Origin of the sequence: Agromyces neolithicus (assembly GCF_039529735.1) — a bacterium.
In the GTDB taxonomy this organism is placed as follows: domain Bacteria; phylum Actinomycetota; class Actinomycetes; order Actinomycetales; family Microbacteriaceae; genus Agromyces; species Agromyces neolithicus.
Window position 1 is genome coordinate 176,029 of record NZ_BAAANJ010000002.1, and the last position, 16,967, is coordinate 192,995.

The 16,967-nt window shown below is 70.0% G+C and carries 16 protein-coding genes; 4 read left to right on the top strand and 12 right to left on the bottom strand.

Translation table 11 applies throughout. From position 1 onward, the window contains the following. Window positions 1-80 precede the first annotated feature (80 nt). Window positions 81-1,517 (top strand): FAD-binding oxidoreductase, encoded by a 1,437-nt coding sequence (locus tag ABD164_RS04085; RefSeq protein WP_344293717.1) that lies wholly within the window; start codon window positions 81-83, stop codon window positions 1,515-1,517. Between the two features lie 19 nt (window positions 1,518-1,536). Here ABD164_RS04085 and ABD164_RS04090 read toward each other — a convergent pair whose 3' ends face one another. From ABD164_RS04090 to truB, 4 genes are read right to left on the bottom strand one after another with little or no spacing between them, the layout of a single operon-like run. Further along, complete coding sequence (locus ABD164_RS04090) at window positions 1,537-2,469, bottom strand: bifunctional riboflavin kinase/FAD synthetase (RefSeq protein WP_344293719.1); 933 nt, start codon at window positions 2,467-2,469, stop codon at window positions 1,537-1,539. Continuing rightward, window positions 2,466-2,915, bottom strand: a complete 450-nt coding sequence (locus ABD164_RS04095; protein WP_344293721.1) for a hypothetical protein — start codon at window positions 2,913-2,915, stop codon at window positions 2,466-2,468. Before ABD164_RS04095 ends, ABD164_RS04090 begins: the two co-directional genes overlap by 4 nt. 25 nt (window positions 2,916-2,940) lie before the next feature. Beyond that, window positions 2,941-3,309, bottom strand: coding sequence for a hypothetical protein (locus ABD164_RS04100; protein WP_344293722.1), 369 nt, complete (start codon window positions 3,307-3,309; stop codon window positions 2,941-2,943). Then, a complete protein-coding gene (gene truB / locus ABD164_RS04105) occupies window positions 3,306-4,226 on the bottom strand; it encodes a tRNA pseudouridine(55) synthase TruB (protein ID WP_344293724.1) in 921 nt (306 codons plus the stop codon). Before truB ends, ABD164_RS04100 begins: the two co-directional genes overlap by 4 nt. Before the next feature lie 80 nt (window positions 4,227-4,306). Between truB and ABD164_RS04110 the strand changes: the two genes are divergently transcribed. Further along, window positions 4,307-5,302 carry a ketopantoate reductase family protein gene (locus tag ABD164_RS04110; protein ID WP_344293726.1) on the top strand — a complete coding sequence of 332 codons (996 nt, stop codon included), beginning with the start codon at window positions 4,307-4,309 and terminating at the stop codon, window positions 5,300-5,302. 41 nt (window positions 5,303-5,343) lie between these two features. Here the strand turns inward: ABD164_RS04110 and ABD164_RS04115 are convergent, their stop codons facing one another. Next, window positions 5,344-5,946, bottom strand: a complete 603-nt coding sequence (locus tag ABD164_RS04115) for a nucleoside/nucleotide kinase family protein (protein WP_344293728.1) — start codon at window positions 5,944-5,946, stop codon at window positions 5,344-5,346. A 58-nt stretch (window positions 5,947-6,004) separates the two neighbouring features. On the opposite strand from ABD164_RS04115, the gene ABD164_RS04120 reads away from it, so the two are divergent. Together ABD164_RS04120 and ABD164_RS04125 are read left to right on the top strand one after the other, a co-directional pair. Continuing rightward, the gene (locus ABD164_RS04120) at window positions 6,005-6,892 is read left to right on the top strand and encodes an HhH-GPD family protein (RefSeq protein WP_344293730.1); all 888 of its coding nucleotides are present in this window, start codon (window positions 6,005-6,007) and stop codon (window positions 6,890-6,892) included. 71 nt (window positions 6,893-6,963) lie between these two features. Further along, entirely contained in the window at window positions 6,964-7,875 is a 912-nt protein-coding gene (locus ABD164_RS04125) for a LysR family transcriptional regulator (RefSeq protein WP_344294096.1), read from the top strand. Between the two features lie 23 nt (window positions 7,876-7,898). On the opposite strand, the gene rbfA is transcribed toward ABD164_RS04125, so the two are convergent. From rbfA to ABD164_RS04160, 7 genes are all read right to left on the bottom strand, one after another. Next, a complete protein-coding gene (rbfA, locus tag ABD164_RS04130) occupies window positions 7,899-8,369 on the bottom strand; it encodes a 30S ribosome-binding factor RbfA (RefSeq protein WP_344293732.1) in 471 nt (156 codons plus the stop codon). Window positions 8,370-8,426: 57 nt separating this feature from the next. Further along, window positions 8,427-11,237, bottom strand: a complete 2,811-nt coding sequence (gene infB, locus ABD164_RS04135) for a translation initiation factor IF-2 (RefSeq protein WP_344293734.1) — start codon at window positions 11,235-11,237, stop codon at window positions 8,427-8,429. A 60-nt stretch (window positions 11,238-11,297) separates the two neighbouring features. Further along, window positions 11,298-11,570: a YlxR family protein gene (locus ABD164_RS04140; protein ID WP_344293736.1), complete on the bottom strand. Its 273-nt coding sequence runs from the start codon at window positions 11,568-11,570 to the stop codon at window positions 11,298-11,300. Between the two features lie 53 nt (window positions 11,571-11,623). Then, window positions 11,624-12,622, bottom strand: coding sequence for a transcription termination factor NusA (nusA, locus tag ABD164_RS04145; RefSeq protein WP_344293738.1), 999 nt, complete (start codon window positions 12,620-12,622; stop codon window positions 11,624-11,626). A 104-nt stretch (window positions 12,623-12,726) separates the two neighbouring features. Next, complete coding sequence (locus ABD164_RS04150; RefSeq protein ID WP_344293740.1) at window positions 12,727-13,830, bottom strand: LOG family protein; 1,104 nt, start codon at window positions 13,828-13,830, stop codon at window positions 12,727-12,729. 220 nt (window positions 13,831-14,050) lie between these two features. After that, window positions 14,051-14,932 (bottom strand): hypothetical protein, encoded by an 882-nt coding sequence (locus ABD164_RS04155; protein WP_344293742.1) that lies wholly within the window; start codon window positions 14,930-14,932, stop codon window positions 14,051-14,053. Window positions 14,933-15,163: 231 nt separating this feature from the next. Continuing rightward, the gene (locus ABD164_RS04160) at window positions 15,164-16,927 is read right to left on the bottom strand and encodes a proline--tRNA ligase (RefSeq protein ID WP_344293744.1); all 1,764 of its coding nucleotides are present in this window, start codon (window positions 16,925-16,927) and stop codon (window positions 15,164-15,166) included. Window positions 16,928-16,967: the final 40 nt, after the last annotated feature.

Sequence of the window (16,967 nt, forward strand, 5' to 3'; positions counted from 1 at the left end):
GACTCCAGTATGGCGGGCACCGTGCGCAGAGTCCAGATTCTGGACTATACGCGCGCGGGCCACGGTGGTGCGATGAATTCATGAGCACAGGACAGACCATGACACCGCTCACCGGCCACTCGGGCAATGCGGGCGCGAGGGCGACCGCCGAAGCGATGCACGGCTTCCGAGGTCAGCTGATCACGGCTGACCACGCCGACTTCGACACCGCCCGAGCTGTGTGGAACGGCGCCGTCGACCGGCGCCCGCGCCTGATCGCCCGATGCAGCGGCACCGCCGATGTGGCGGCGGCCGTGCGCTTCGCCCGTGACCACGACCTCGAGATCGCCGTTCGCGGCGGTGGCCACAACGTGGGTGGCACGGCGGCGTGCGACGATGGGATCGTCATCGACCTCTCAGCGATGCGGGCCACCTCGGTCGACCCCGCGGGCCGATCGGCCCGGGTGCAGGGCGGCGCTCTGTGGGGCGACGTCGACCACGCGACGCAGGCGTACGGCCTGGCCACCACCGGCGGAATCGTGAGCCACACCGGCGTCGGCGGGCTCACTCTCGGCGGTGGCATCGGCTGGCTCATGCGCAAGTACGGGCTGTCGGTCGACAACCTGCTCGCCGCAGAAGTGGTCACCGCCGAGGGCGGCGTCGTACGGGCGTCGGCCGACGAACACCCCGATCTGTTCTGGGCGCTGCGTGGCGGCGGCGGGAACTTCGGCGTCGTCACCTCGTTCCTGTTCGCACTGCACCCCGTCGGGCCGACCGTCATGGCTGGACCCGTCTTCTGGGCGGCCGACGACGCGACCGACGTGCTGCGCTTCTACCGCGACGTCATCGCCGAAGCGCCCGACGAGCTGGGTACGGTCGTCAGGCTCGGCACCGTCCCCCCGCTGCCGGCGATCCCCGAGAAGCTGCACTGGCGCCCCGCCATCGCCGTCGCGTGCTGCTACGCCGGCGCTGTCGAAGAGGGCGAGCGAGCCGTCGCGGCGCTCCGCGGCTTCGGGACGCCGTTGGTGGACCTCATCTCCCCGTCGTCGTACGTGGGCCATCAGTGCGCCATCGACGACACCGTCCCCCACGGCTGGCACTACTACTGGAAGGCCACGAACCTCGCCGCCCTGACCGACGACGCCATCGCCGTCATCGCCGATCAGGCGTATGCTGCCCGTTCGCCTCGGTCGTACTCGGCGATCTTCCACCTGGGCGGCGCCGTCGCCCGTGTTCCCCACGACGCCACGGCATATGTCGGCCGCGACGTCGGGCACGACATGAGCATCGACGCCGTGTGGCTCGCCGACGAGTCCGACGAGCGCGCCGACGCCGAGACGGCTTGGGCGCGGGGCTTCTTCGAGCGTCTCCGACCGCACCGCGCCGGTGTCTACGTCAACTTCCTCGATGCCGACGATGACACCGACCGCGTTCGAGAGGCGTATGGCGACGACACCTACCGGCGACTCGCCCAGGTCAAGGCACGATACGACCCCGACAACGCGTTCCATCTCAACAAGAACATCCGCCCGGGTTAGCAGGTGCAGGCCAGGCTGATCAGTCGGCCAGGATGGCGCGGGAACGGTCGACGTCGCTGCGTATGGTGTCGATGAGGTCGGGGATGTTCGTGAACGCCTCCATGCCGCGGATGCGCTCCACGAACTCGATGTCGACGACGTGGTCGTACAGGTCGAGTTCGCGATCGAGCACATAGGCCTCGACCTGCTTCTTCGCCACGCCCTCGAACGTGGGATTGTCGCCGACCGAGATCGCGGCGGGGTACCGCGTTCCCGAGTCGGTGAGCCAGCCCGCATAGACGCCGTCGGCTGGGATGAGCCCCTCGGACTCGGGCGTGAGGTTCGCGGTCGGGAAGCCCAGCGCGCGGCCGCGCGCCGCGCCGTGCACGACGATGCCCGACACCGTCGGGGCATGCCCGAGCAGTTCGGTCGCCTGCCGCACATCGCCCTCGGCGAGCAGCTCGCGTATCCATGTCGACGAGACGCGGCGCCCGTCGTGCGGGGTCACGTCGTCGATGACCTCGACCGTGAATCCGAACGTGGCGCCGAGATCGATGAGCAGGTCGACGTCGCCGGCGCCGCGGGCTCCGTAGCGGAAGTCGCGCCCGACGAGCACCGCCTTGGCCCCGAGCGTGTCGACGAGCACCCGCTCGACGAACTCGGTGGCCGGCACCGACGCCAGGGCGCGGTCGAACGGCAGCATCAGGGTCGCGTCGATTCCCGTGGTGGCGAGCAGTTCGAGCTTCTGGCGAACGCTCACGAGCGAGTCGGGGCACTTGTCGGGTGCGAGCAGCGCGAGCGGATTGCGGTCGAACGTGACGACCGCCGACTTGAGCTGCTCGACCTCGGCGATCGCGCGGAGCCGGCCGATGACGGCGCGATGGCCCTGGTGCACGCCGTCGAACTTGCCGATCGTCACCGCCGACGGGCCGAAGCCCGCGGGCACGCCGGTGAGGCCCTTGAAGATCTTCATACGGCCCCCGTCGCGACCGGCGGCACAGGTCGATGGGTCGCGAGCCACCACATGCCGAGCACGGGCACCACGAGCGGAATGAAGAGATAGCCGCGGCCGAACCCCGACCAGACCGTGTCGTGGGGGAACAGGCCGGGCATCATGACGCTGAGGGCGCCGACAACGATCACGCCCGTGAACTCGAACGCGATCGTCGCCCACGCGACGCGGTACCACACGACTCCGGGGCGCACCAGCGCGATCGTGGCGACGATGTAGACGACCGCCGCGAGGGCCGAGAGTGCATAGGCGAGCGGCGCCTCGTCGAACTTCGACACGATCTGCACGAACGAGCGCCCGGTCGCTGCGAGCGCGAGCACTCCGTAGACGGCGACGAGCACGCGACCCACACCGCTCATGCGGGTCTTGGCGCGCGCCTGTGACGGGGCGTTCTGCAGCTTGATCATGTCGCTCGATTCTCTCAGACGCCGCTCACGCCGGCTGCACGGTCCAGATCTGCAGCATGCGGTACACCATGACCCCGACCGCGAGCGCCGCGACGCCCAGGATGACCGTCGACCAGCGGTTGCGCTCGAGCAGTGCCCAGAACGCGGCGGCCGGCGGCAACAGCAGCGCACTGATGAGATACGTGTAGAACTCGAGCACGCTGCCGGTGGGCTCATTGCCGAACCCCGGGGCGAGGATCGCCACGATGAGCTGCACCACGAGCAACGCCTCGACGAGCGCGAGCGCGCCGATCGTGAGGTCGCTCGGCACCCTTCGGGCGAACCCGAGCACGATGCAGAGCACGCCCGCGGCGACGGCGACGGCGAGCTGCACCCAGGTGAACCACTCGATCACGACTGCGCCTCCTGCGGGAATCCCGTGACGACCTTGAGCTGGTCACCGCGCCGTTCGACGATCGCGATGAGCCGGTTGCCGGGGCCGATCGCCGCGAGCGGTGCATGACGGTCGGATGTCGCGAGCCGCGCCGCATCGACCGCGACGCGCTTGCCGTGGCCCAGGTCGACGGCCTCGGCGGCGCTGACCTCGACGACCGGCAGCGATCGCCTCGCGGCGTCGGCGGGGCCGATGAGCGACGCCGCGACGTCGAACCCCTCGAGCTCGCCCGCCTCGTCGACCGAGTACCGCCCGATGCGGCTGCGCCGCAACGCCGTGAGGTGGCCGGCTGTGCCGAGCGCAGCGCCGAGGTCGCGCGCGAGCGCGCGCACGTAGGTGCCCGACGAGCACTCGACGCGAACGTCGAGGTCGAGGCATCCTTCGCCCGCACGCGACGCGAGCGGTTCGAAGACCGACACGGTCACCCGGCGCGACGCAAGTTCGACCTGCTCGCCGTCGCGCACGCGCTGGTAGGCGCGCTTTCCGTCGACCTTGACGGCGCTCACCGCGCTCGGCACCTGGTCGATCTCGCCGACCTGCAGGCGCATCGCGTCGCGGACGGCCTCGTCGGTGAGCCCGGCGATCGCGGCCCGGTCGGCGTCGGTGGCGGGCAGCGCCTCGCCCTCGGCGTCATCGGTCGTCGTGCCCCAGCCGAGTCGGATCGTCGCGAAGTACTCCTTGTCGAGCCCGACGAGGTAATGCAGCAGCCGGGTCGCGCTGTCGACGCCGAGCACGAGCAGGCCCGTCGCCATCGGGTCGAGTGTGCCCGCGTGCCCGATCTTGCGGGTTCCGGCGAGACGGCGCATGCGGGCGACGACGTCGTGACTGGTGATTCCCTGCGGCTTGTCGACGAGGAGGATGCCGCTGTTCACGCCCATCAGGCTAACAGCCGCGCCGGACGAGGCACGCCGCCCGCCGACGGCACGGCCGGCCGCCGTGCGCCGCTTACGCTGGGACGGTGAGAATCGGGATCATCGGCGCCGGTGCGCTCGGAGGGACCTTCGCCGCCCTGCTCGCCCGGGCCGGCCACGACGTCGAGGTCACGGCGCGCGGCGCCGGACTGGCGGCCATCCGCGAGGGCGGGATCCGCTTGAGCGGCGGGTACGGTGACGCGCATGCCACCGTCTCCGCCGGCGAGACGCTGGCGGCCCGGCCCGACCTGGTGCTCGTCTGCACCAAGGCGCAGGACGCGGCGACCGCGATCTCGGCGCACGCCGCACTCATCGACGGCGTGCCGGTGGTGGTGGTGCAGAACGGGCTCGACGGCGTCGCCACCGCGGCGCGGCTGCTGCCGCGGTCGTCGTGCATGGGCCTGCTCTCGATCATCGCCGCGAACTACACCGAGCCGGGAACGGTACGCGTCACGACGCCTGCGACGAGTTACCTCGGGCGGGGCGACGGCCCGGCCGACGCCGAATGCGTCGAGGTCGCGCGCGTGCTCTCGGGCGCCGTGCCGGTCGTCGCAGTCGACGGGTTCCGCGGCGCGCAGTGGACGAAGCTCATCGTCAACATGCTGAACGCCGTCCCCGCGATCGTGGGCGAGAGCGTGCAAGACGTCGTCGACGACCGTCGCCTGCGACGCGTCGTCGCCGCATCGATGCGCGAGGCCGTGCGCGTGGGCATCGCCCGCGGCATCCGTTTCGGGTCGTTGCAGGGGCTCGGCGACCGGCGGCTGCGCCTGTTCGCCCGGCTGCCGCTCGCGATCGGGCAGGTGCTGCCGTGGGCGATGCGCGTTCGCATGGGCGGCGTGCCCAACCTCGGGTCGACCCAGCAGAGCCTGCGCCGCGGGCAGCCCACCGAGATCGACTTCCTCAACGGGGCCGTCGTGCGCGAGGCATCCGCGGCCGGTCTCGACGCACCCGTCAGCCGTGCGCTGACCGCGCTCGTGCACGAGGTCGAGCGGCGCGGTGAGCCGCTCTCTCGCGAGCGGCTGCTCGCCGACGTGCCGGTCTGACGACGTGCCGGTCTGACGCTCGGCATGCCGTCGGCGAGAGATCACCGAACTTCGAGGAACCGACGAGTCGGATGCTCGGGATCGATCAGGTCGACGATCGCAGACGCCACGGTGCGGGGATCACGCTCGGCATACGCGAGAACATCGGCTGGATCGATGGGATCGCCGTCGACGGCGATGCGCACATCCCAGAGGCCGGCCAGTCGCTCGCGCAGCACGAACCTGCCGTCGATGACGAGGATCGCGTCGTCGGGGCCTGTGATCCACTTCGGCTCGACCCAGGCGTCGCGAGTCGGATCGAACACCCGGGTCACGAAGGCGGTCGAACCGCCCATGCGGAACGGCTCGACGAGCACCCGTCGCAGTGCCGACTCGTCGATGCCGTACCCGAAGTACCGTGCCGGCGTATCGGCCCCGAAATCGGCCTGCGCAGCCCGTGATCGATGGAAGTCCTCGATGCTCGCCCGGAACACCGAGTGCTCGCGCTCACGCAGCACATCGGCGAGGTCGTCGCCGAACCTCGACTTGCCGCTGCGCAGCGGTCCGTCGATCGCGACGATCATGCGGCCACGCCCATACTGAGCCAGGAACTCATCGGCCAGCGTGCGCAGAAAGGTGACCCTTGGCGTCGTGACCAGTCGCATGACCCGAGCCTAGCCGCGGCCATCGGCCGCAGCAGGGCCGGCGTCATAGGCTGGGCGGATGTCGCGCCCCACACCACCGCCGATCGCCGACGCGCTCATCGGCTGGTTCGCAGACGCCGCGCGGCCGCTGCCCTGGCGTGCCGCCGACGTGTCGCCGTGGGCGGTGCTCGTGAGCGAGATCATGCTGCAGCAGACCCAGGTCGCCCGGGTCGTCCCGCGGTGGGAGGCGTGGATCGAGCGATGGCCGACGCCGGCCGCGCTCGCGGCCGAGCCTCCCTCTGAGGCGGTGCGGGCATGGGACCGGCTCGGCTACCCCAGGCGTGCGCTCTGGCTGCACCGAGCCGCGACCGAGATCGTCGAGCGGCATGGCGGAGAGGTGCCGCACGATCTCGACGCGCTGCTGGCGTTGCAGGGCATCGGCCCCTACACGGCCCGTGCGATCGCCGCGTTCGCGTTCGGCCTGCGACATCCGGTGGTCGACACGAACACGCGGCGCGTGCTCGCCCGCGCCGTCGGCGGGCAGGGCGAACCCGGCCCGCCGTCGACCGCCCGCGACCTCGCGGCGATGGAGACGCTGCTCCCCGACGACCCGGCCTCGGCGCGTCTCGTGAACGCGGCGACGATGGAGCTCGGCGCCACGGTGTGCGCCGCGCGCACCCCGCGCTGCGGTGAGTGTCCGATCGCCGAAGCCTGCGCGTGGCGTCGAGCCGGCTACCCGCCGTACGAAGGCCCACGGCGGGCCGCGCAGGCCCGGTTCGCGGGCTCCGACCGGCAGGTGCGCGGGCTCGTCATGCGTGAGATGCGAGCCGTGCACCGGCCGATCACCCGGGCCGAGCTCGCGCCGGTCTGCGACGATGCGGCCCAGCTCGGCCGTGCCATCGAGGGGCTGACCGCCGACGGTCTGGTGATCGGCGACGCATCGGGATACCGGCTGCCCGAGCGGTGAACCTGTGCAACTGAGTGCATGCGCGCTCGGTGTCGCGCCGTCGAATGTGCGAATATGCAGGTGTGCCCTCGATGAAGCTGCCGAACTCCCGGCCGAACCCCGACGACCTGCTCGTACTGCTCGCCGTGGCGCGGGCGGGTCGCTACACGACGGCCGCGGCCGAGCTCGGCCTGAACCACACGACCATCGCACGGCGCATCAGCGCCCTCGAGTCCGCCCTCGGCGGCCGCGTGCTCGCACGGGGAGCGGCCGGATGGGTGCTCACTGCACTCGGTGACCACGCGATCGCCGCCGCCGAGGGCGTCGAGCGCGCGCTCGGCGCGCTCTCACCCGAATCTGCGCGGCTCTCGGGCGTCGTTCGACTCTCGGCGACCGACGGCTTCAGCGGCTTCATCGCGGCACCCGCGATCGTCGCCGTGCGCCGGGCACACCCCGACGTGTCGCTCGAGATCGTCGCAGCGCAGCGCCGCGCCGCACAGCAGCGCGTCGGCGTCGACCTCGAGGTCGTCGTCGGTAGACCGCACGTGCACCGCGCCGAAGCCGTGCACCTCGCCGACTACGCGCTCGGCCTCTATGCGAGCCGGGCGTACCTCGAACAGCACGGGACGCCGCGCACTCCGGCCGACCTCGACGGCCGGCCGCTCGTCTATTTCATCGAATCGATGCTGCAGGTCGACGCCCTCGACGAGGCGCGGCGCTCGACGAGGCGCATGGTCGACGCGGTGTCGAGCACCAACGTGTTCGTGCACGTCGACGCGACCCGCGCGGGAGCCGGATTCGGCCTGCTCCCGGCGTTCCTCGCCGACGGCCACGACGACCTCGTGCGCCTGTTCCCCAGCGAGATCGACGAACGCCTTCCGTACTGGCTGGTGTGCCGGCCCGAGGCACTTCGGCAACCGGTCGTGCTGGCGTTCATCACCGCCATGCGCGCACGCATCGCCGAGGTCGCCGCCGACCTTCGCGGCAGCGGCGGGCGCGGGTAGCCCGCAGCCCGTCGCGCTCGGTGCTAGCCCGCGCGCCCCTCGCCGAACTCGTCGTCGTCTTCGTCTTCGTCGAGCTCGCGCGGCTTCACATACGGATCGGCGTCGCCGGCGTAGGCGGCCGTCGAGGCGAGCGCGGTCGTCTCGGCGTCGCGCTCGCGCGCCTCGCGGAGCAGCTCCTCGATGTGCTCGGCGTTCTCGGGGATCGCGTCGGCGATGAACTCCAGCGACGGGGTGAGACGCGCCGTGATGTTGCGGCCGACCTCGGTGCGCAGCATGCCGGTCGCCGCTCTGAGGGCAAGCGCAGAATCACGACGCTCCTCATCGGTGCCGTACACCGTGTAGAAGATGCTCGCGTGCTGCAGGTCGCCCGTGACCCGCACATCGGTGATCGTCACGAACCCGAGCCGCGGGTCGCGAAGGCCCTTGTCGAGTCGCTTGGCGACGATCTCCTTGATTCGGTCGGCCATCTTCCTGGCCCGTGCCGGATCAGCCATGGCAGGGTGCTCCTTTCGAGCGAAGCCCGGGGCGGCGAGCCGCCCCGGGCTGTTCGACTAGGCGCGAGGCTTCTCGCGCATCTCGATCGTCTCGATCTCGTCGCCGACCTGGATGTCGTTGAACTTGCCGAGGCCGATGCCCGCCTCGAAGTCCGTGCGGACCTCGGTGACGTCGTCCTTGAACCGGCGCAGCGACTCGATGGCGAGGTTGTCGCCGACGACGACGCCATCGCGGATGACGCGTGCCTTGGCGTTTCGCGTGATCGTTCCCGATCGCACGATGACACCGGCGATGTTGCCGAACTTCGAGGAGCGGAACACCTCGCGGATCTCGGCGACGCCCGACTGGACCTCTTCGTACTCGGGCTTGAGCATGCCCTTGAGCGAGTTCTCGATGTCGTCGATGGCGTTGTAGATGACCGAGTAGAAGCGCACGTCGACGCCCTCGCGGGCGGCGCGCTCGCGCGCCTTCACGTCGGGGCGCACGTTGAACCCGATGACGATCGCGTTGTCGATCGTCGCGAGGTCGATGTCGCTCTCGGTGACCGCACCCACACCGCGGTGGAGGATGCGCAACTGCACCGACTCGTCGACCTCGATCTTCATGAGCGACTCTTCGAGCGCCTCGACGGCACCCGAGACATCACCCTTGATGATGAGGTTGAGCGCCTCGACCTTGCCCTCTTCGAGTGCACGGGTGAAGTCCTCGAGCGAGATGCGCTTGCGTGCCTTCGCGAGCTGCGCGTTGCGCTCGGCGGCCTCGCGCTTCTCGGCGATCTGACGGGCGGTGCGGTCTTCTTCGGTGACGAGGAAGGTGTCGCCCGCTCGCGGAACGCTCGAGAGCCCCTGCACCTGAACCGGACGCGACGGCGTCGCCTCGGCGACCGCGTCGCCGTTCTCGTCGGCCATCGCACGCACGCGCCCGTAGGCCGTGCCCGCGACGATCGCATCGCCGACGCGCAGCGTTCCCGACTGGATGAGCACGGTGGCCACGGCACCGCGCCCCTTGTCGAGCTTCGCCTCGATGGCGACACCGCGGGCGTCCTTGTTGGGGTTCGCTCGCAGGTCGAGACCGGCGTCGGCGGTGAGGAGCACTGCGTCGAGCAATTCTTGGATGCCGATGTTCTCGCGAGCCGAGACGTCGACGAACATGACGTCGCCGCCGTACTCCTCGGCGACGAGGCCGAACTCGGTGAGCTGCTGGCGCACCTTCGCGGGGTTCGCGTCGGGCTTGTCGATCTTGTTCACCGCGACCACGATCGGCACGTTGGCCGACTGCGCGTGGTTGAGCGCCTCGATCGTCTGCGGCATGATGCCGTCGTCGGCGGCGACCACGAGGATCGCGATGTCGGTGACCTGCGCACCACGGGCACGCATGGCGGTGAACGCCTCGTGACCCGGGGTGTCGATGAAGGTGATCGCACGGTCGACGCCCTCGTGCTCGGTGTGCACCTGGTACGCACCGATGTGCTGGGTGATGCCGCCGGCCTCGCCCGCGACGACGTTGGCGTTGCGAATGGCATCGAGCAGGCGGGTCTTACCGTGGTCGACGTGACCCATGACGGTGACGACCGGCGGACGCGCCATGAGGTCTTCGTCGGTCTCGTCTTCGAGCTCTTGGTCGAGGTCGATGTCGAAGCCCTCGAGGAGCTCGCGGTCCTCGTCTTCGGGCGAGACGACCTGGATCTTGTAGCCGAGCTCTTCGCCGAGCACCTGGAACGTGGCCTCGTCGAGCGACTCGGTCGCGGTCGCCATCTCACCGAGGTGGAACAGCACCGTGACGAGCGCGCCGGGGTTCGCGTCGATCTTGTCGGCGAAGTCGGAGATCGAGGATCCGCGACGCAGGCGGATGACAGTGTTGCCGTCGCCGCGGGGAACGCTCACGCCGCCGAGCGACGGAGCCTCGCGCATCTCGAATTCCTGCCGCTTCGTGCGCTTCGACTTGCGGGCCTTGCTCTTGCCGCCACCGCGACCGAAGGCACCCGCCGTGCCACCGCCGGGGCCACGGCCACGGCCGCCGCCGCCCGCGGGACGCGGGCCACCGAAACCGCCGCCGGGAGCACCGCCGGGACGCTGGAAGCCACCGCCGCCACCGCCCGGACGAGCACCGGCACCACCGGCACCGCCGGGACGCTGGAAGCCGCCGCCCGGCCGCCCGCCGCCACCGGCCGGGCGCGGGGCCCCGGGACGCGGCGAACCCGGGCGCGGAGCCTGCGGGCGGGGGATGTTGCCGGGACTCGGCCGCTGGCCCATGCCCTGCGAACTCGAGAACGGGTTGTTGCCCGGGCGGGGCTGGGCGGGACGCGAGCCCATGCCCTGCGAGCTCGAGAACGGGTTGTTGCCGGGGCGCGGGGCACCGGGGCGCGGGGCACCGGCCGGCCGAGGGGCGGCACCGCCGGGCTTCGGACCGGTCGCGGGCTTCGCGACATCGGCGGCCGGCGCCGCAGTTGCAGGCTTCTCGGCCTGCGCGGCCTTCTCTTCGGCGGCGTGCGCGGCCTTCTCTTCGGCCTGCGCCTGCCGCTCGGCGACCGTGAGGGGCGCGTGGGCGTCGGAGGCGGGGACGGCGGCGGCCTCGGCAGCGGCGGGCGCAGCCTCGGCGGGCTTCGCGGCCGGCTTGGGGCCGGGCTTCGCACCGGGCTTGGCGCTGGACGCCGCCGTCGTGGTCGTTGCCGCCTTGGCGGGCGCAGCCTTCGCTGCGGCGGCACCGTCGGCCTCGAGCGCGGCCTTCAGCCGGCGGGCGACGGGGGGTTCGATGGACGACGAGGGTCCCTTGACGTACTCGCCCATCTGCTTGAGCTTCTCAAGCGCGATCTTGCTGTCGACACCGAGTTCGGATGCGATCTCGTGTACGCGTGGTTTGGCAGCCACTTCTCTCCTGTTCCGGGTCCGCCCCGAAACAGGGGGGGGACCATCAATGACGGACGGGTCTCATTTCGAGCCGCTCATGAGTTGTCCATTAGCCTTCAGCCTGTTCTCTACATTGCTGGTGTCCACCTCGCCGCGGATGCGGAGCGCACGTGTGAACGCACGTCGCTGCACGGCGAGCCGGTAGCACTCGAGCGTCGGATGCAACCAGGCACCCCTGCCCGGAAGCACGGCCGAATCATCTGCGATGACGTGGGAGTTCTGGGTGACGACCCTCAGAAGTGAGGACCGCGGGGAGCGCGAACGGCATCCGATGCACGTTCTGACGGGTTCCATGTTACACCTCTGAGCCGGGCGCCCGCCGACACCCGGGGCGGGCACTCTTCACGTCAGCTCGACTCGAGGATCGAATCGGGCTGGATGTCGATCTTCGCGCCCGTCAGCTTGGCGGCGAGGCGGGCGTTCTGGCCCTCTTTGCCGATCGCGAGCGAGAGCTGATAGTCGGGCACGAGGGCGCGAACGGCTCGCGTCGACTCGTCGATGACGAACGCGCTCGTGACCTTCGCCGGCGACAGGGCGCTCGCGACGAACGTGGCGAGGTCGTCGTTCCAATCGACGATGTCGATCTTCTCGTTGCCGAGCTCGGCGGTGACGGCGCGCACACGCTGCCCGAGCTCGCCGATCGCGGCTCCCTTGGCGTTCACGCCCGGCTGGTTCGCCCGCACCGCGATCTTCGTGCGGTGCCCGGCCTCACGGGCGAGCGAGACGATCTCGACGACGCCCGACGCGATCTCGGGCACCTCGAGCGCGAAGAGCTTGCGCACGAGCGCGGGATGGGTGCGCGACACAGTGATGGACGGACCCTTCGTGCCCTTGGCGACACTCGTCACGTACACGCGGATGCGCTGGCCGTGCGGGTACTCTTCGCCGGGCACCTGCTCTTCGGGCGGCAGGATCGCTTCGACGGTGCCGAGGTCGATGTGCACCATCTTCGGGTTCGGCCCCTGCTGGATGATGCCGGCGACGATGTCGCCCTCACGCCCGCGGAACTCCCCCAGCACGGCGTCGTCGGCCAGGTCGCGCAGGCGCTGGTTGATGACCTGTTTCGCCGCGAACGCCGCGATGCGACCGAAGTCGCTCGGCGAGTCCTCGGCCTCGCCGATGACGTTGCCCTCGTCGTCGAGCTCGGGAACGAACACCGAGACATGCCCGGTCTTGCGGTCGAGGTGCGCGCGAGCCCCGTTCGGGTTCGCGTGGCCGTGCTGGCCGGGATTGGTGTGCTTCAGGTAGGCCATCAGGATGGCCTGTTCGATGATCTCCACCAGTTCGTCGAACGGGATCTCCTTCTCGCGCTCCATCATGCGAAGCACGCTGAGGTCGATATCCATCGCCGGCCTCCTCTATTCAGCTCTCAGTGCCGCGCTCCCCTCGGAGTCGGCAGGACTCAACGATACCGGTTCGCGCGGGGCGGGTCATCCGCTCTGACGACGCATCATTCACCCGACATACCCGCCGACGGCGACATCAGTGGAGGCGTCGCGACGGCAGGCGCAGACGGGAGCTCGTTGAGCGCGCGGATGAGGCGGTGGAGCCGACCGACCCGGCGCCCGTCCGGCGTGAGCATGATTCGGGCGAGGTCGAGTGCGTCGCCATCGTCGCGCTCGGGGCGCAGCGGCTGTGTGCGCTCGATGCGACCTGTGGCCGAAAGCTCACCGAAGCGCTCGTTCAGCCCAGCGATCTCATCGTCGCTCGGCGCGGCATTCAGCCGCAGCACGAGCCGCGGGCCGACCCAGCGCAACGAGTCGTAGTTGCGCCAGAAGCCCGTGAGCTCGCGAGCGGCCTCGGCCACGGAATCGGTGACGAGCACACGATCGAGATCGTCGCGAGAGATCATGCCCGCCGGAACCAGGGTGTCGTCGACGAAGCGCGTCAGGCCCTCCCAGAAGCCGACGCCCGGCGCGTCGAGCAGCACGATCGGCATGGGCTCCGCCTTGCCGGTCTGCTGCAGGGTGAGCAGCTCGAACGTCTCGTCGAGCGTGCCGAATCCGCCGGGCAGGCAGACGAAACCACGGGACTCTTTCACCAGCATGAGCTTGCGGGTGAAGAAGTACTTCATGGTGACCCGGCTCGCGGCCGCGATCGCCGCGTTCGGCTCCTCTTCGAACGGCAACCGAATCGACACCCCGAGCGCGCGCCCGGGCCCTGCGCCGGTGCTCGCGGCCTCCATGATGCCGGGTCCGGCTCCGGTCACCACCATCCAGCCGTCTCGGGCGAGGGCGGTGGCGAGCTCGTGCGCCTGGCGGTACGACGGATCGCTCGGCGAGGTGCGCGCCGAGCCGAACACGGTGACCTTCGGTACATCGGAGTACGGCTCGAACAGGCGGAACGCATCGCGCATCTCTTCGAGGGCGGCCGCCGTGATCTTGAGGTCGAGCCGTCGCGTGCCGTCGGTGCCGAGTCGGAGGCCCGACAACAGGATGCGCTCGATGAGGCTGCGGTTCTCGCGGATCCCCGCTTGATCGAGCAGGGCGTCGACGCTGTTCAGGACCTCGTCGTTGAGGGGCTCGCCGACACTCGGCTGGGGCTGAACGGTCATGCTCCAAGCCTCCCACGCCTTGCGTGCTCCAAGCCTCCCACGCCTTGCGTGGTGATCGCGGGCTGCTCTTCCCCCTGCTCTGGCGTGGTGCACTCCCAGATCGAGTGGGCAGAGATCGACCTTGCGATGCGACGAGAAGGTCGATCTCTGCCCACTCGATACTCGTCGAATCGCGTGGGCGAATCGTGTGGCCCGATCGAGTGGCCCACTCGATCGGGCCTCAACGATGCTGGGCACCGCCCATACGGCGTCGGCGTGTCTCTCGGAGGTCAGCCAAGAACTGCTCGGGCGACCGGAGATCGGCCAGGGTGACACGAATCACCACCCACCCGACGGCCTCGAGCGCTCGCCGTCGTGCGATGTCATCGCGCCACCGCCGTGGATCGAGTCGATGCTCCTCGCCCTCGTACTCGATCGCGATCCTGAGCTCGGGGTATGAGAGGTCGGGATGCAGGATTACCCCGTGGCGAACCGGGACAGGTGCGGCGATGATCGGCTCGGGTAGGCCTGCACGCAGGATCGCAAGTCGCGTGAGCGTTTCGCGGCGGGAATCGACCCCGGTCCGTACGAACTCGATCGCCTCGTCGAGCTTCGCTGTCCCGCGAGCGGGACGATGTCGATCGATCGCGGCCCGCAGTTCCTCTGTGTTGCACAAGGGTGCCACGCGGAGGCCGCGGCGGATGAGCTTGCCCGAGACGAACGCGTCGCCCGCGGCGATCAGATCGTCGAGAGAGAGCAACATCGACAACTGGCACCACGTGTCGGCCGGCGACGCGGCCGGAAGCCCGTTCAGTTCGTAGCGCTCGAGCCGCTTGATCCGGTGCCCGGCCACGCCGGTTGCTCGCGGACGGCCCCCGTCTGCCGACGACACGTGCAGGGGCCGCGTCGCTTCGAGTTCGCTCGGCAGCGGAATCTCGTACAGTTGGGCCGCCGTCGAATGGCTGAACACCTCGGACGGGCGCATGCGCGGCCGGTAGGCGAGACAGAGACCGCGCAGCTCGGAGAGATCGACGCCGACGCTGCGCACACCGAAGAACGGTCGGTCGACATCGACGCCGCGGAGCCTGCTCGGGCCGAGCCCGAACGCACCCTGAGCAGTCACGGGGAATGCTCGGCGTTGCAGGCGTTGGGGAAGGGGTGTTCGGGGCTTCACCGGTTCAGCTTGCCGGTGTGATCACTCGTTCAGGCGAGATTCTCCACAGCCCTCGTGTCTCACGCCATCGAGTGGGCAGAGATCGACCTCGCGACGCGGCGAGAAGGTCGAACTGTGCCCACTCGATAGCGACGAGGCGAGAGGCGACAACGCAGCCCGCGAGAGCGACGAGCGGGCGACTCAGCTCTCGAGCACGGCGACGACCCCGTCGATCGGCACCTGCGTGCGCTCGCCCGTGGCGCGGTCCCACACCTCGACGACGCCGTCGGCGACGCCACGGCCCGCGATCACGATCTTGGGCACGCCGATGAGTTCGGCGTCGGCGAACTTCACGCCGGGCGACAGCTTGGGCCGGTCGTCGTAGAGCACATCGAATCGGGATGCCTCGAGCGCGGCCACGACCGTCTCGGCGGCGTCGAACACCGCGGAGTCCTTGCCGGTGGCGAGCACGTGCACGTCGAACGGCGCCACCGCGGCCGGCCATACGAGGCCCTTGCCGTCATTGTTGTCTTCGGCGATGATCGCCAGGATGCGGGTGACGCCGATGCCGTAGGAGCCCATGGTGACGGTCACGAGCTTGCCGTTCTCGTCGAGCACCTTGAGGCCGAGCGCCTCGGCGTACTTGCGCCCGAGCTGGAACACGTGGCCGATCTCCATGCCGCGGGCGAGTTCGACGGGGCCCGAGCCGTCGGGCGCGGGGTCGCCGTGGCGCACGTCGGCGATGTCGATGACGCCGTCGGCTGTGAAGTCGCGGCCGGCCACGAGCGAGAGCACGTGCTTCTCATGGAGGTTGGCCCCGGTCACCCACGCCGTGCCGTCGACGACACGCGGATCGACGAGGAATCGGATGCCGCTGGCCGATGCGTCGCCGAGCACCGGGCCCTCGGGCGACCACGGGCCGATGTAGCCCTTGACGAGTGCCGGGTGCTTCGCGAAGTCCGACTCGGTGGCTGCCTCGACCTCGGCGGGGGCGAACGCGACCTCGGCGCGCTTGACCTCGACTTCGCGGTCGCCGGGCATTCCCACGACGACGAGCTCGCGGTGCCCGTCGAGGTGGGTCAGCGCGAGCACGACGTTCTTCAGGGTGTCGGCGGCGCGCCACGGGCGGTCGGAGCGCGGCTCGTGCTCGTTGACGTGGTCGACGAGGGTGAGGATCGTGGGGGTGTTCGGCGAGTCGAACACGACCGGCGCCGGCTGGCCGTCGATTGCCGCAGACTCGGGCACGATCGTCTGGAACGCCTCGACGTTCGCCGCGTATCCCCCGGCCGAGCGCACGAAGGTGTCTTCGCCGACGGGGGTCGGGTGCAGGAACTCCTCGCTCTTCGAGCCGCCCATCGCGCCCGCGTCGGCCTTGACGATGACGTACTCGAGGCCGAGGCGACCGAAGATGCGCTCATAGGCGTCGCGCTGCGCCTGGTACGAGACATCCAGACCCTCATCGCTGACATCGAACGAGTACGCGTCTTTCATGGTGAACTCGCGCCCGCGCAGCAGTCCTGCCCGCGGCCGTGCCTCGTCGCGGTACTTGTCTTGAATCTGGTAGATCGACAGCGGCAGGTCTTTGTACGAGTTGTAGAGGTCTTTCACGAGCAGCGTGAACACCTCTTCGTGCGTGGGCGCGAGCAGGTAGTCGGCACCCTTGCGGTCGTGCAGGCGGAACAGGTTCTCGCCGTACTCGGTCCACCGGTTGCTGATCTCGTAGGGCTCGCGCGGCAGCAGCGCCGGAAAGTGCACCTCGTGCGCGCCGGCGTTGGTCATCTCTTCGCGGATGATCGCCTCGATCTTCGCCTTCACCCGCAGCCCGAGCGGCAGCCATGCGAACACCCCCGGCGCCTGACGGCGGATGTAGCCGGCGCGCACGAGCAGCTTGTGGCTGGTCACCTCGGCGTCGGCGGGATCTTCGCGAAGCGTACGGAGGAAGTAGTTGGTCAGGCGTGTGGGCACCCGCCCAGTCTAGAAGGCGAGCGGATGCCGCGACCTCACG

Excerpts from the sequence above, each read along its gene's own strand:
- ABD164_RS04085 (WP_344293717.1), top strand. The coding sequence starts at position 81 with ATGAGCACAGGACAGACCATGACACCGCTCACCGGCCACTCGGGCAAT.
- ABD164_RS04090 (WP_344293719.1), bottom strand. The coding sequence starts at position 2,469 with ATGAAGATCTTCAAGGGCCTCACCGGCGTGCCCGCGGGCTTCGGCCCG.
- ABD164_RS04095 (WP_344293721.1), bottom strand. The coding sequence starts at position 2,915 with ATGATCAAGCTGCAGAACGCCCCGTCACAGGCGCGCGCCAAGACCCGC.
- truB (WP_344293724.1), bottom strand. The coding sequence starts at position 4,226 with ATGGGCGTGAACAGCGGCATCCTCCTCGTCGACAAGCCGCAGGGAATC.
- ABD164_RS04115 (WP_344293728.1), bottom strand. The coding sequence starts at position 5,946 with ATGCGACTGGTCACGACGCCAAGGGTCACCTTTCTGCGCACGCTGGCC.
- ABD164_RS04120 (WP_344293730.1), top strand. The coding sequence starts at position 6,005 with ATGTCGCGCCCCACACCACCGCCGATCGCCGACGCGCTCATCGGCTGG.
- ABD164_RS04125 (WP_344294096.1), top strand. The coding sequence starts at position 6,964 with ATGAAGCTGCCGAACTCCCGGCCGAACCCCGACGACCTGCTCGTACTG.
- rbfA (WP_344293732.1), bottom strand. The coding sequence starts at position 8,369 with ATGGCTGATCCGGCACGGGCCAGGAAGATGGCCGACCGAATCAAGGAG.
- ABD164_RS04140 (WP_344293736.1), bottom strand. The coding sequence starts at position 11,570 with ATGGAACCCGTCAGAACGTGCATCGGATGCCGTTCGCGCTCCCCGCGG.
- nusA (WP_344293738.1), bottom strand. The coding sequence starts at position 12,622 with ATGGATATCGACCTCAGCGTGCTTCGCATGATGGAGCGCGAGAAGGAG.
- ABD164_RS04150 (WP_344293740.1), bottom strand. The coding sequence starts at position 13,830 with ATGACCGTTCAGCCCCAGCCGAGTGTCGGCGAGCCCCTCAACGACGAG.